We start from the raw sequence: 12,889 nt of genomic DNA, 5'->3' as shown, positions 1-12,889 counted from the left end.
ATAGGCCGGGCCACCTCACCCCAAGTCCAGCGGCAGATCTATAATCGCGCCCACGGCCTCCAGCCCGATTTTAGGCAATTCGTCGTCGCCGAAGGCCTCAGGCAAGGCGCCGCCTTCCAGCCACAGGCCATCCACCACCGCATTGCAAGCAATGGCTAAGGCCCTAAGCCGTAGTTCTGTCACCGTTTTCCCGGCCTCCGTCAGGGCCTCAGCGATCAGCGCCTGTAGACGGTTGCGGAAATAGACATAGCTGCGCTCATGGATCTGCCGCATCGCCGGATCCCGCAGCAGCATCGTCATGAACCCCGCCCAAAGCGCCAGCGCCCGCGGATCGACAACGGGCGGTTTGAGCGACGCGCGGATGAACCCCGCCAGCTTGCCGCGGGCGCTGTCATGCTCCGCCTCAGCCGCTGCGCTGGCCTGATCGGTCAGCGCGTTCATATGGTATTCATAAGCGGCCAGGATCAGCTCTTCTTTGGTTGAGAAGTAGTGCCTTATCAGCCCTTGCGTCACCTCAGCGCGTTCGGAAATCGCGCGCACGGTTGCAGCCTGAACACCCTGTTCTGCCACCAGATCCAAGGTTGCCTGCACCAGCGCCTGCTTCCGCTCCTCTGCGCTTTGCCGTTTGAATTTACGTCGCTTTTCCTGCACCTCAAGCCCCCGGATTTGGGCCGAGTGTGCCGGATTTAGCGGTCTGGGCGCAAGCGGTTAAACCTCCAGATCAAAGACCAGAATGCCGTCTATGCCCCCTTCGGCCGCCGCAACCAGCCTGGCCCCAAGCGCCTTATGCTGGGGATGATCCTGATAGGCCTGCAGGCTCTGCCAGCTGTCGAAATCCACCACAAACCCGTGCATGTATCCGCGTTCCATCTGTTCCGGGCTTTCGCTGCGCCCCGCAGTGACCGCCCCCATGCCGGGCAAAAGATCCTGCAGCACTGGCAGGGCAGAAAACATCTGAGAAATCTCCTGCTCAGACACTTCAGCGCGGAAGTTGATCAATACGATATGGCGGATCATGGGCCCCTCCTGTCCCTGAGGTGAGCCTGCGCAGATGCGGCAGCTGCGTCAAGGCGGTTGAGAGACATAATGACTGCCTAATCAGCTATGTGCATAAACCTGTGGATAAAACTTATCCACAGGATACCTTCACCGCATACCTTTGCAAAATATACGAATATCGAAACAACTCACAGGGTTATACAGGCAGCTCACTGACCTGATATTGCGCCCGCGACAGCCATTCAGGCGAGACCTCAATTCCCCAACCCGGCGCTTCAGAGACCGTCACATGACCGTCTTCGATGCCGTAGGGACAGGTCACAAACAGATCGCGTTGCCAAGGATAAATGTCATCGCCTTCAATAGAGAACTCAAGATATTTGCCGGCGTTTGGAATGGCCTTCAGCAGGTGCATGGTGAACAGCGTCACCAATGACAGGTTGGCGCAATGGGGCGTGCAGGGCAGCCCGGCCTTGGCGCCCATCTCGGCCACCATCAGCGTGCGAGAAATACCGCCGAGATAGAGGATATCGGGCTGGATCACATCCACCGCGCGCATCGCGATCATCCGCTTCCAATGCTGCAGATCGCAGTCCTGTTCCCCGCCTGTCACATCCAGATCCAAGGCATCAGTGACCTGTTTGGTTTCTTCCATCAGCCAGTAGGGGCAAGGTTCCTCAAAGTGGTCGACACCGTTTTGTTCCAGCATCTTGCCGACCTCAATCGCCTTGGCCGCCGAATAGCCCGAGTTGCCATCGACCAGAAGCGCCACATCCTCGCCCACCGCCGCGCGCACCGCAGGCACAATCGCATCGGTGCGCCCGGGCCACTGGTCCACATCGTGCCCACATTCCCGGCCCACCCGGAATTTGAAGGCGTCAAACCCCTGTTCCCCCCGCAGCCGCGCCAGCCGCGCGGCCTCCTCCTCGGGCGTGATGTCACGGGTCATCGATGACCCATAGGCCCGCAGCCGGCCCGGTGTACCGCCCAGCAGTTCGACAACCGGTTTGCCCGCCTGTTTGCCGCGCCAGTCCCAGATCGCCGTATCCAGCCCCGCCATCGCCCGGCGCAGGTAGGAGCCGGGGAATTTATGTTCACGCTCGGGGATTTCACAAACCAGCGCCTCCAGATCTTGGGTTGACCGCCCCAGCGCCCAAGGGGCGATCTGACGGTGCAACACCTGCGCCGTGATGTCAGAATTATAGGTCGAGACCTGCCCCCAACCCTGCGCGCCATCCTCGGTCGTCAACCGGGTGAAGCCTACGAATTCATTGGAAAAAGTTTCAATCTTGGTGATCTTCATGGCTCAACTCGCGTCTTTCAGGATCATATCTGCCGCCCGGTGGGCCAGCATCATGGTGGGGGCATTGGTATTGCCCGAAGTGATGTTTGGGAAGGCCGAGGCATCGACAACCCGCAGCCCGTCAACGCCGCGCAACCGCAGCTGCGGGTCCAGCGCTGAGGTGGCCGGATCCAGCCCCATCCGCACCGTCGACACCGGGTGGAACACAGTGCCGCAACGGGCGCGAAAATCGCTCAGGATCGCGGCATCATCCATCTGCTGCACATCGCCATACATCGGTTGATCGATCAAGGCCTGCAACGCAGGCGCTGCAAGGATCTGCTGACACAGCCGACCGCCTGCGATCACCGCCTTTTGGTCATCCTCCGTCGCCAAGGGGTTGGCATCAATCCGTGGCGCGGTGCCCGGATCGGCAGAGCGGATATCGATCCGACCACGGCTGCTGGGCCGGGTGGGCTGCATGCCAAGGATAAAGCCCGGGAAAGGATCGGGGTTGATCACATTGCGGGTGCCGGCCTTGGTGGTCGTATAGGTCACCGGGTTGAAATAGAGCTGCTGGTCCACTTGCCCCTCAATCGCGCCTGAGCGGAAGAAGCCGCCACATTGATTCACCGACAGTGCCAGCGGACCCCGCCGCGCCAGCACATATTGCAGCCCGGCCAGCGCCTTGCCCCACCAAGGGGCCAGTTGGTTGTTCAATGTCGGTTCGGTCGCGCGGAAATAATAGTTAATGCCCAGATGGTCCTGCAGATTGCCGCCGATATTGTCATTGGCCAGCCGCAGCGAAATGCCCAGATCACGCAGCACCTGCCCCGGCCCAAGACCTGACAGTTGCAGGATCTGCGGGCTGTGCACCGCCCCCGCCGACAGGATCACCTGACCGGCCTGCACCTCCACCCGTTGCCCGTTCCGACGGTAGGCCACCCCGGTGGCGCGGCTTTCGTCAAACAGGATCCGTTCAACCTCGGCGCCGGTGCGCAGGGTGACATTACTGCGCCGCAGGGCCGGTTTCAGATGCGCCTGCGCCGCCGACCAGCGGCGGCCTTTGTAGGTGTTCAGCCGGTAGATGCCACCGCCTTCGGGCTGCGGGCCGTTCATGTCATCAGTCTGCGGCAACTGCTGTTGCTCCAACGCGGTGAAATAGTGGCGATTGACCGGGTGGATGCGCTGACTCACGTCGGTGATCTGCAACGGGCCGCTGCCGACAACGCGGCCATCGGCGTGGTGATGCGTTTCAATCCGGTCATAGGTTTCGCAGGCAGCGTCCCAGCCCCACTCAGGCCCCGCAAGGCTGGCCCAATCGTCAAAATCCTGCTGCAAACCACGGCAATAGACCATGGCATTGATTGAGCCCGAGCCGCCAACCACGCGGCCCCGTGGCCAGTAATCCACCCGGCCCTCAATGGCGTCAGATGGGGTGGCCTGCAGGCCGTAGTTCAGCTTGGGATGATAAAACAGCTTGCCATAGCCGGCGGGGATCTTGATCCAGAGCGATCGATCACGCGGCCCCCGTTCCAGCACCAATACCCGATACCTGCCAGAGGCGCTCAGCCGATCCGCCAGCACGCAACCTGCTGATCCTGCACCGATAATGACGTAATCAAACCTGTCCACGCACGCGCCCTCCTTGGTTTTGGCCAAGATGGCGCAGGTGAAGCTTTTGTGACAAACAAAGAAACATTTGCTCTCGACCCTGTTTCATTTGAAAAGGGGGGATGAGCTATAACCTCCCTCCCCTGCCCTGGCTGCGCGCCTTTGAGGCTGCTGCACGGCTTGGCAGTTTCACCCTCGCCGCCGAAGAACTGGCGCTCACCCCTGCCGCCATCAGCCATCAGGTCCGCAGTCTTGAGGGTCAGCTGGGCTATCCGCTGTTCCTGCGCCGCAACCGCCATCTTTTGCTGACCCGGCTGGGGGAAAACTACCTGCCTGCGGTGCGGCAAGCCTTCAGCGATCTGTCGCTGGCCACCACGGATGTGTTTGGCCGGGGTCAGCAGGCGACGCTGCGCCTGCGCTGCCTGCAAAGCTTTGCCCAATCCTGGTTGATCCCGCGCCTGCCACGGTTCCGCGCGGCCCACCCTGAGGTGCGGTTGCAGCTGCACACCGCGGGTTGGGCGGGCACGGTGGAAAGTGAACAGCTGGATCTGGACATCAGCTATGGTCAGGGCGAATGGACCGGCGTGTTGCCCGAACCACTGGTGCGTGGGAAGGTTCTGCCCCTGGCCCACCCCGATCTGGCCAAAACGGCGCCGGATCTGGAAACCCTGCGCCACGCCCCGCTGATCGAGATCGCTGGCGTGACCGAAAGCTGGACCCGGTTTTTTCACCGTCAGGGCCTGACCGATCCGCTGCCGGATCCGGCAATGGTTGTTGATCAATCCAGTGTCGCCCTCGACGTCGCGGCGCAGGGGGTGGGGCATTGCCTGGTCTTTGATGCCTTTGCCCAGCCCTATATGGCCGCGGGCACTTTGGTGCCATCGGTCCAGGCCGCGTATCAGCAGGACCAGGGCATGTATCTGCTGCGCGCGCCGGGGCGCCAGCCCTCACCGGACCTCGACAAGCTGATCACCTGGCTGCGCGCTGAGGCCGCATCATAAAAGCAAGCATCTGATCCCCAACAGAAAAAGGGCGCCCGCTTGGGGCGCCCTTTCTTTATTTCGCGGCGCGGCTGGCCAACAGATCGCTGAGCCAATCCGGATCCATCTCAGGCACCGAAGACAATAGTAGCTCGGTGTAGGGATGGTGCGGTGGTTGGAACATCTCGGACTTCACGCCCTGTTCAACCACCCGACCCTGCTGCATCACCACCACCTCATCTGCGATGGCGCGCACTGTGGCCAGATCGTGGGTGATGAACATATAGGCCAGATCAAACTGTTCCTGCAGCCGGTCCAGCAGTTTAAGGATGCCCTCCGCCACCAGCTGATCCAGCGCCGATGTGACCTCATCGCAGATAATGAATTTCGGCTCCGCCGCCAGCGCGCGGGCAATGCCAATCCGCTGTTTCTGACCGCCCGACAGCTCTGAGGGCAGCCGGTCGATATAGTGCTCCGGCTCCAGCTCAATCAGGTTCAGCAGATCTTTGACCCGATCCTCCAGCGCCTTGCCTTTCAGGCCCAGATACATCTGTGCCGGGCGACCGATCAGCTCACGGATGGTCAGTTTCGGGTTCAGCGCGGTGTCGGCCATCTGATAGATCATCTGCGCCTGCCGCAGCTGATCGCGGCTGCGCGACCGATAGTCCGCAGGCAGCGTTTCGCCGTCAAACAGCACCTCACCACGGCGCGGCGTCAAAAGGCCGGTGATCACCCGGGCGGTGGTCGATTTCCCCGATCCACTTTCGCCCACCACGGCCACGGTGCGGCGTTTGTGAATGTCAAAGCTGACATCCTGCAACACATCCACTTTGCCATAACCCGCCGTCACGTTGCGGACCGACACCACCGGGGTTTCCCCTTCGGGTTTCGGCTGTTCGGGCCGGGCATGGCTGCGCACCGCCCAGAGCGACTTGGTATAGTCCTCCTTCGGGGTGCTGAGCATGCAGCGGGTGTCCGCCTCTTCGACCTCTTCGCCTTTCAGCAGCACTTTGATGCGATCCGCCATCTGCGCCACAACCGCCAGATCGTGGGTGATATAGATCGCAGCGGTGTTGAACTGTTCCACGATGTCGCGGATCGCCGCCAAAACCTCAATCTGGGTGGTCACATCCAGCGCGGTTGTCGGCTCATCAAAGATGATGAGGTCGGGCCGACAGGACATCGCCATGGCCGTCATCGCCCGCTGCAGCTGCCCGCCAGACACCTGATGCGGATAACGGAAGCCGATCTGTTCAGGATCCGGCAACTGCATGCGGCGGTAAAGATCCACCGCATCCGCCTCAGCATCCGCGCGGGACATGACGGAATGCACCACCGGCGCTTCGCTGTATTGATCAATCAGCTTATGCGCCGGGTTGAAACTGGCCGCTGCGGATTGCGCCACATAGGCGATCCGCTTGCCCAGCAACCCGCGTTTGTCCGCCGCTGAAGCGTTGCGCAGATCGATGCCGTCAAAGGTGATCTCCCCCCCGGAAATCCGGCAGCCATCGCGGGTGAAGCCCATTGAGGCCAGACCAACGGTGGATTTGCCCGCGCCGGATTCGCCGATCAGGCCCAGCACCTCACCCCGATGCAGGGTCAGGTCCACGCCTTTGACGATTTCGTTCCACTGATCCTCAGATTTGCCTTCAATCCTAAGGCCGCGCACGGTGAGGAGTGGCTCTTGCGTCTTATCATTCGCCATGGGCTTACTCCTTCAATCCGCTGGCGCGGTGCAGCTGCCAGTCCACCACAAAGTTCACCGCAACCGTCAGCAGCGCAATTGCACCAGCCGGCAGCAGCGGGGTGATGTCACCAAAGGTGATCAGCGTTGCGTTGTCGCGCACCATCGATCCCCAGTCAGCCGTGGGCGGCTGAATGCCAAGGCCCAGGAACGACAGCGCCGAAATGGCCAGGAACACAAAGCAGAAGCGCAGACCAAATTCGGCCACCAATGGGGCCATCGCGTTTGGCAGCACTTCGCGGGTCACCAGGTGCCACAGCCCCTCACCGCGCAGTTTGGCGGCTTCGATGTAGTCCATCACCACGATGCCCTGCGCCACAGAGCGGGCCAGACGGAACACGCGGGTGGCATCGATTGTTGCGATCACCAGGATCAGCGACACCACCGAGGTGCCAAAGATGGTCAGCAGCAGGAGCGAGAAGATGAGCGACGGAATGGCCATCAGGATGTCCACCACGCGGCTCAGGAACTGGTCCAGCCAGCCACCAACCACCGCGGCCAGCAGGCCAAGGATGGAGCCGACAAAGAAGGCCAGCGCCGTCGTGGCGAAGGCGATCCCAACTGTGTTACGTGCGCCATAGATCATCCGGGTCAGCATATCGCGGCCCAGGTTATCGGTGCCCAGCAGATAGGTGCTGTCCCACTGCTGATACTGGCGCCCCACCACTTCGCTTTCCGCGAAGGGGGCAATCAGCGGGGCGAACAGGGCCACCACAACGTAGATCAGGATCACCAGCATCCCGAAAGACGCAGTCAACGGTGCCTTGCGCAGCTCACGCGCCATATTGGCCGGTGTGGCCAGAACCAAAACCGCCCGGAACAGCCAGCCCAATGCCAGCGCGCCCAGAGCGGTTGCAACCACCCAGAAAAGGGTCATCAGAAACGACATATCAGATCCCCCTTAACGACGGTGCATCAGACGTGGGTTCGACAGGGTCGACAGCACGTCAGCGGTGAGGTTCAACAGCACATAAGCCGAGGCAAAAATCAGCGCCACAGCCTGCACCACGGGGATGTCACGACGGGTCACGCTGTCCACCATCAACTGGCCAAGGCCCGGGTAGACAAAGACCACCTCAACCACGACCACACCGGTGATCAGATAGGCGAGGTTCAGTGCCACAACGTTGATGATCGGGGCCAGCGCATTGGGCAGCGCGTGTTTCAGGATCACCCGCATCGGGCTCATCCCCTTGAGGCGCGCCATTTCAATGTAGGGGCTGGCCAAGAGGTTGATAATCGCCGCCCGGGTCATCCGCATCATATGGGCGGTGACAACAAGGGTCAGCGTCAGCGCCGGCAGGAAGGTCTGATAGAGCGTCTGGCCCAAGCTGGCCGAGCTGCTGAGCCGTGCAATCGACGGGAAATGCCCGCCCTGCGCCAGCCACAGGATCAGAATGTAGGCGACAAAAAACTCAGGGAAGGAGATTGAGGTCAGCGCCGCCGCGTTGGACACGCGGTCAAAGATCGAATTGCGGAAAAGCGCGGCAAGAATGCCAAGGGCCAGCGACAGCGGAACCGCCAGACAGGCGGCATAGATCGCCAGGAACAGGGTATTGCCCAGCCGGTTGCCGATCAGATCCAGCACCGGGCGGTCATTGGACAGCGATTTTCCGAAATCCCCCTGCAGGACGCCAAACAGCCAGTCGATGTAGCGGGTGTGAAAGGGTTGGTCGAGCCCGAGATCCCGGCGGATCGCCGCCACGGTCTCTTCGGTTGCCGATTGTCCCAGGACGGCCTCGGCGAAGTCGCCGGGCAGCAATTCGGTCGCGCCAAAGATCAGCAGCGAAATCACGAAAAGCGTCAGAAATCCTAGGGCAAGTCGTTGCGCAATCATGCGCCAGACATGCGCCATCTGTAGTGTCCCTCCGTCTGTTCCCACAGGTCATTTTTGTGTTTTGTGCCCCCTGTGGGTGGGGCATGGCCCGGTTGAGTGGGGCATGACCCGGCGCGTTTCCGCACCGGGCCCATATCAATCGCTAAAGAGCGGCGCGGTTTACGCGAACCACCAGCGCTCAACAGCTTTGAAGCCGTCCATGGTCCAGTTCGAGGCAACTTTTTCAGGGGTTGCGACCGCGTTGGACAGGGCCATCACGTAGTTGGCGTACATCGGTACGATCACGCTGCCTTCGTCACGGACGATGCTCTGCATTTCAACATACATCTCGCGGCGTTTGGCGTCGTCCAGTTCCGAACGGGCTTCGGTGAGCAGCTTGTTGAAGCGCTCATGCTCCCAGTAGCTGTCGTTCCAGGATGCACCCGAGGCATAGGCCGTGGTGAACATCCAGTCTTCGGTCGGACGACCACCCCAGTAGCTGGCCACAAAGGGTTTCTGCATCCAGACGTTGGACCAGTAGCCATCTGCCGGCTCACGCTTGACGGTCAGGTTGATGCCTGCCGCTTTGGCGCTTTCCGAGAACAGAACCGCAGTATCGGTTGCACCGCCAAAGGCCGCTTCCGAGGTCGACAGTTCCACGTCCAGGCTGCTGAGGCCGGCTTCTTTCAGGTAGAACTTGGCCTTGTCCGGGTCATAGGTGCGCTGTTCCAGCTCAGAGGCGTGGAAACGGTTGGACACACCAATCGGGTGGTCGTTGCCGACCGAGCCGTAACCGTTCAGGATCTTGTCGACCAGCTCTTCCCGGTTGATCGCGTGCTTCAGCGCCAGACGGACGTTGTTGTCGCTGTAGGGCGCTGCGCGGCTGTCCATCGGCAGCACGTAGTGCTGGGTGCCCGAAACCGACAGGATGTTGACGTTCGGTGCGCGCTCCAGCAGGTGCACGGTGCTGAGGTCAACACGGTCGATCACATCAACCTGACCGGACAGCAGGGCGTTCTGACGGGCCGCTGCATCAACGATCGGCAGGATTTCCAGACCGTCGAAGTGGGCGCGATCGGACTTCCAGTAGTTCGGGTTGCGCGACAGGGTCGCCTGCACGCCGGGCTCAAAGCTGTCAACAACATAGCCGCCGCAGCCGTCCAGGGTCATCGGATCGATCTTGCCGTCTTTGGCGGGCAGGATGGCCAGGTGATAATCGGAGATGATGAAGGGGAAGTCGGCGTTGCCTGCTTCCAGGGTGATGACAACAGTGTGGCTGCCGTCGGCCTTCATGTCGACGATGGACGAAACGATCGGCTTGGCGGCCGATTCACTGTCTTCACCGCGGTGGTGGTTCAGCGAGGCGATGACGTCGCCGGCGTCCAGGGTTTTGCCGCTGTGGAAGGTCACACCTTCGCGGATCTTGAAGGTCCAGGTGGTCGCATCAGGTGAGGACCACTCGGTCGCCAGTTCGGGCACCAGCTGGCCGTCGGCGTCGATCTCGGTCAGGTAGTTATGGCGAGCGCTGGCAAATACCTGCGAATAGGCGTTATCCCATGTGCCCGGATCCAGACTGTCCGAGGTGCTGCCGTGGCCCATGCCGATGCGCAGAACGCCACCTTTTTTCGGGGCGGCACTGGCAGCGCGCATGCCCGCGGGCAGGATCAGCGCAGCGGCGCCCATCGCGGTGGCACCGCGCAGCAGCCCACGGCGGGTGATGCCGGACTTGTTCATCTGTGTCATTGATTTTCTCCTCTGTTGTTGATGTAGCCACCGCAGGGGATCCCGCGATGGCTGCCAGCGTGTTCCTCACCGCCGGTATCTCTTGCCCTCCGCATCTGGCGCGGCACTGCGCGCGGCAAAGGGATCTGTGCTGGGGGCTATAGTAGCCCGACCTTTGCACAGCATTTCAAGGCCTTTCACAGCTGCCCTTGGGGTAGCCTGCCAAGAAAACTGAGTTATGACAATCGGATAGGGGTTCACAGAAAAGGCAACTCCACCAATTCTGCAGCCACTTCACCACCCGGTCGCTGAACCATGACCTGATCCCCGGCCTGCATGTCGACCGAAATCAGCGCATAGCCGATGTTCTGTTTCAAACGGAAAGACCACGTGCAGTTGGTCATATCGCCCACTTTGCGCCCGTCCTTCGTCAGGGCCTCCCAGGCAAAGCCCAGCGGCGCGGGGGCATCGCCCTGCAGCTTCAGACCCAGCTGGTGCCGTTTCGGCCCGTCCTCGGCGATTTTGCGCAGGGCGCGAATGCCCACCACATCGTCCTCCACATCCAGATCAACATATTGGCCAAGACGCACTTCAAACGGGCTGGTGTTGGCATCGGTATCGCCTCCGACCGAGACCAGGCCGCTTTCGGTGCGTTCCGGCGTGGTGGGTGAACCGGGCCCAATATCAAAAGGCGCACCCGCCTCTTTGACGATGTCCCAAAGCTTATCGCCCTGGCTGCCATCCTTGAGGTAAATCTCATACCCGCCCTGTTTCGACCAACCCGAGCGCTGCACGGCCACGGGCATACCTTCCAACTCGGTTTCTTTGAACCAGAAGTACTTCAGATCCCGCACCCAATCGCCAAAGATCGAGGCAACCACCTCCACCGCTTTCGGACCCTGCACCGCCAGCGGGGAGACGTCAGGCTCTTCGATCTGCACATCAAGGCCACGCTCGGCAGCAATTGCGCCGGCCCAGAACCAGATGTCGCTGTCGGCGATGGAAAACCAGAACCGGTCCTCGTCATGTTTCAGCAGAATGGGATCATTGATCAGCGTGCCGCGATGATTGCACAGCGGCACATATTTGCCCTGCCCCGGTTTGCATTTGCTCAGGTCACGCGGGCTGAGGATCTGTGCCAGCTTGGCCGCATCTTTGCCGGTGATCTGCACCTGACGTTCCACCGCGACATCCCACATGGAAACGCCATTGATCAGTCGCCAGTATTCTTCTTCTGGATTTCCGTAAGAGGCCGGCAAAACCATACGGTTATAGACCATCGCGGTCTTCAGACCTTCGGCGCGGGCCGCATTGAGGAACGGTGTCGGGCGCAGACGTGCGTTGGGAGCGATCGAAAACATCGGCGATATTCCTGTCATTGAGTGGTCTTGATGTTGGGTCAGCAAAGGGTCCCGCCACAACCGACATATATGGGGGGTCAGCCCCTATTGTGGTTATGGATTTCTTGCTGCCACGCCCCCTCAACGTTCGCTTTTCGCTCCTCGAGCGCCGTTTCCGGCACATCGGCCTTCTAACGGAACAGTCATCATGACGCCAGTCTCGTTATGGGAAGGTTTTGCATGGCCCAGAAATTACCGCATCTGACCTGGCTGCGCGCCTTTGAGGCCTCGGCGCGCCACCTGAGCTTCACCAGCGCCGCGGCTGAGCTGAACCTGACGCAGGCGGCGGTCAGCAAACAGGTCAAATTGCTGGAACAATTTCTGGGAGAGCCCTTATTTGAAAGGCGTCCGCGCTCCTTGGCGTTGACCAAAATCGGCGCTGCTTACCTGCCGAAGGTGCGCGATGGTTTTGACCGAATCCTCTCCGGCACCGAGGAGGTTTTTGGCGGTCGCCTGTCAGAGGCCCTGACTCTGCGCGCTCCGGTGGGATTCGCCGTCACATGGATCGCCCCGCGCCTGCGCCGCTTTACCGAGGCCTATCCGGACTGCCCGATCCGGTTGATCTCCTCGGTCTGGGATGAGGCCAGCAACGCCCCCCGCGTTGATATGGAAATCCGCTATGGCACCGGGGATTGGTCCGGTCTGGTCTCAGATCGCCTGACATGGGAGGTTTTTGAACCGCTATGCGCGCCATCGCTGCTGTCAAACGGCCCGCCTTTGGTGCATCCCAATGACCTGCGCCATCATCAGCTGCTGCATGTTCTAGGCTATGAGGAAGGCTGGTCCACCTGGCTGCGCAGCGCGGGTGTCGATGGTGTGAACCCCGGTCAGGGCATGCAGTTCGACAACTCGCTGGCGGTATTTGAATTTGCCGCTGCCGGTGGTGGGGTGGCTCTCGGCCGGTCCTCGATGAGCGGGCCGATGCTGGACAGCGGTCGCCTGATCCGCCCGTTCCACCTGCCCGTCCCGTTGAATGAAGCCTTCTACCTCACGTCCCCCAGTGGCCGGGCCGTGCACCCCAAGGCGGGTCTGCTGCGCGAATGGCTGCTGCATGAGGCTGAACGCGCGCCGCAACGGCGCCCCAGCCCGCTAACCCCGCGCCACCCGCAGCGGATGCAATCGCTTTAGATCACATTGCGGCTTAGGGATCACCCGCTTCATGCCCGCCCAGTCAATGCCCCCGGGGTTCCCCCCAGCCGGACCAGCTCAGCCGCGATGCGTTTGGCCGTCTCAGCCGCTGCTCCAGAGCACCCCGACTGACGGTGCAACTACTGCCGCAACGCGATCAGGTCTGTAAAAGATAGTTCTGCCAAACGCGGCGACGTGTTCGAT

Annotated in this window: 11 protein-coding genes; 2 read left to right on the top strand and 9 right to left on the bottom strand. The window is 61.2% G+C overall.

The genetic code is table 11. The features are described 5' to 3' along the window. Positions 1–15: 15 nt before the first annotated feature. From TL5118_RS15730 to TL5118_RS15715, 4 genes are all read right to left on the bottom strand, one after another. Positions 16–651, bottom strand: a complete 636-nt coding sequence (locus tag TL5118_RS15730; RefSeq protein WP_058244720.1) for a TetR/AcrR family transcriptional regulator — start codon at positions 649–651, stop codon at positions 16–18. Positions 652–708: 57 nt separating this feature from the next. Further along, positions 709–1,017, bottom strand: coding sequence for a Dabb family protein (locus TL5118_RS15725; protein WP_058244721.1), 309 nt, complete (start codon positions 1,015–1,017; stop codon positions 709–711). 178 nt (positions 1,018–1,195) lie between these two features. Continuing rightward, on the bottom strand, positions 1,196–2,302 hold the full coding sequence (locus TL5118_RS15720) for a mandelate racemase/muconate lactonizing enzyme family protein (RefSeq protein WP_058244722.1): 1,107 nt from the start codon (positions 2,300–2,302) through the stop codon (positions 1,196–1,198). A 3-nt stretch (positions 2,303–2,305) separates the two neighbouring features. Further along, the gene (locus tag TL5118_RS15715; protein ID WP_058244892.1) at positions 2,306–3,916 is read right to left on the bottom strand and encodes a GMC family oxidoreductase; all 1,611 of its coding nucleotides are present in this window, start codon (positions 3,914–3,916) and stop codon (positions 2,306–2,308) included. 101 nt (positions 3,917–4,017) lie between these two features. Here TL5118_RS15715 and TL5118_RS15710 point away from each other — a divergent pair, with 101 nt between their 5' ends. Then, complete coding sequence (locus tag TL5118_RS15710) at positions 4,018–4,896, top strand: LysR substrate-binding domain-containing protein (protein ID WP_058244723.1); 879 nt, start codon at positions 4,018–4,020, stop codon at positions 4,894–4,896. Between the two features lie 55 nt (positions 4,897–4,951). On the opposite strand, the gene TL5118_RS15705 is transcribed toward TL5118_RS15710, so the two are convergent. The 5 genes from TL5118_RS15705 to TL5118_RS15685 all read right to left on the bottom strand — a co-directional run bounded on the left by TL5118_RS15705 (position 4,952) and on the right by TL5118_RS15685 (position 11,518). Further along, positions 4,952–6,580: an ABC transporter ATP-binding protein gene (locus tag TL5118_RS15705; RefSeq protein ID WP_058244724.1), complete on the bottom strand. Its 1,629-nt coding sequence runs from the start codon at positions 6,578–6,580 to the stop codon at positions 4,952–4,954. Between the two features lie 4 nt (positions 6,581–6,584). Beyond that, a complete protein-coding gene (locus TL5118_RS15700; RefSeq protein ID WP_082626390.1) occupies positions 6,585–7,508 on the bottom strand; it encodes an ABC transporter permease in 924 nt (307 codons plus the stop codon). A gap of 12 nt (positions 7,509–7,520) precedes the next feature. Continuing rightward, positions 7,521–8,474 (bottom strand): ABC transporter permease, encoded by a 954-nt coding sequence (locus tag TL5118_RS15695; RefSeq protein ID WP_058244725.1) that lies wholly within the window; start codon positions 8,472–8,474, stop codon positions 7,521–7,523. A 141-nt stretch (positions 8,475–8,615) separates the two neighbouring features. Continuing rightward, positions 8,616–10,178 carry an ABC transporter substrate-binding protein gene (locus TL5118_RS15690; protein WP_058244726.1) on the bottom strand — a complete coding sequence of 521 codons (1,563 nt, stop codon included), beginning with the start codon at positions 10,176–10,178 and terminating at the stop codon, positions 8,616–8,618. A gap of 236 nt (positions 10,179–10,414) precedes the next feature. Beyond that, a complete protein-coding gene (locus tag TL5118_RS15685) occupies positions 10,415–11,518 on the bottom strand; it encodes a glycine cleavage T C-terminal barrel domain-containing protein (protein ID WP_058244727.1) in 1,104 nt (367 codons plus the stop codon). A 219-nt stretch (positions 11,519–11,737) separates the two neighbouring features. On the opposite strand from TL5118_RS15685, the gene gcvA reads away from it, so the two are divergent. Beyond that, positions 11,738–12,685 carry a transcriptional regulator GcvA gene (gcvA, locus tag TL5118_RS15680; protein ID WP_082626391.1) on the top strand — a complete coding sequence of 316 codons (948 nt, stop codon included), beginning with the start codon at positions 11,738–11,740 and terminating at the stop codon, positions 12,683–12,685. Positions 12,686–12,889 lie beyond the last annotated feature (204 nt).

The organism is Thalassovita autumnalis (assembly GCF_001458255.1).
In the GTDB taxonomy this organism is placed as follows: Bacteria; Pseudomonadota; Alphaproteobacteria; order Rhodobacterales; family Rhodobacteraceae; genus Thalassobius; species Thalassobius autumnalis.
This window is presented reverse-complemented; position numbering and strand designations above follow the sequence as displayed.

What these genes read in the sequence shown, in the direction of transcription:
- TL5118_RS15705 (WP_058244724.1), bottom strand. Translation starts at nt 6,580, where the DNA reads ATGGCGAATGATAAGACGCAAGAGCCACTCCTCACCGTGCGCGGCCTT.
- TL5118_RS15695 (WP_058244725.1), bottom strand. Translation starts at nt 8,474, where the DNA reads ATGGCGCATGTCTGGCGCATGATTGCGCAACGACTTGCCCTAGGATTT.
- TL5118_RS15700 (WP_082626390.1), bottom strand. Translation starts at nt 7,508, where the DNA reads ATGTCGTTTCTGATGACCCTTTTCTGGGTGGTTGCAACCGCTCTGGGC.
- gcvA (WP_082626391.1), top strand. Translation starts at nt 11,738, where the DNA reads ATGGCCCAGAAATTACCGCATCTGACCTGGCTGCGCGCCTTTGAGGCC.
- TL5118_RS15710 (WP_058244723.1), top strand. Translation starts at nt 4,018, where the DNA reads ATGAGCTATAACCTCCCTCCCCTGCCCTGGCTGCGCGCCTTTGAGGCT.
- TL5118_RS15685 (WP_058244727.1), bottom strand. Translation starts at nt 11,518, where the DNA reads ATGTTTTCGATCGCTCCCAACGCACGTCTGCGCCCGACACCGTTCCTC.
- TL5118_RS15725 (WP_058244721.1), bottom strand. Translation starts at nt 1,017, where the DNA reads ATGATCCGCCATATCGTATTGATCAACTTCCGCGCTGAAGTGTCTGAG.
- TL5118_RS15720 (WP_058244722.1), bottom strand. Translation starts at nt 2,302, where the DNA reads ATGAAGATCACCAAGATTGAAACTTTTTCCAATGAATTCGTAGGCTTC.
- TL5118_RS15690 (WP_058244726.1), bottom strand. Translation starts at nt 10,178, where the DNA reads ATGACACAGATGAACAAGTCCGGCATCACCCGCCGTGGGCTGCTGCGC.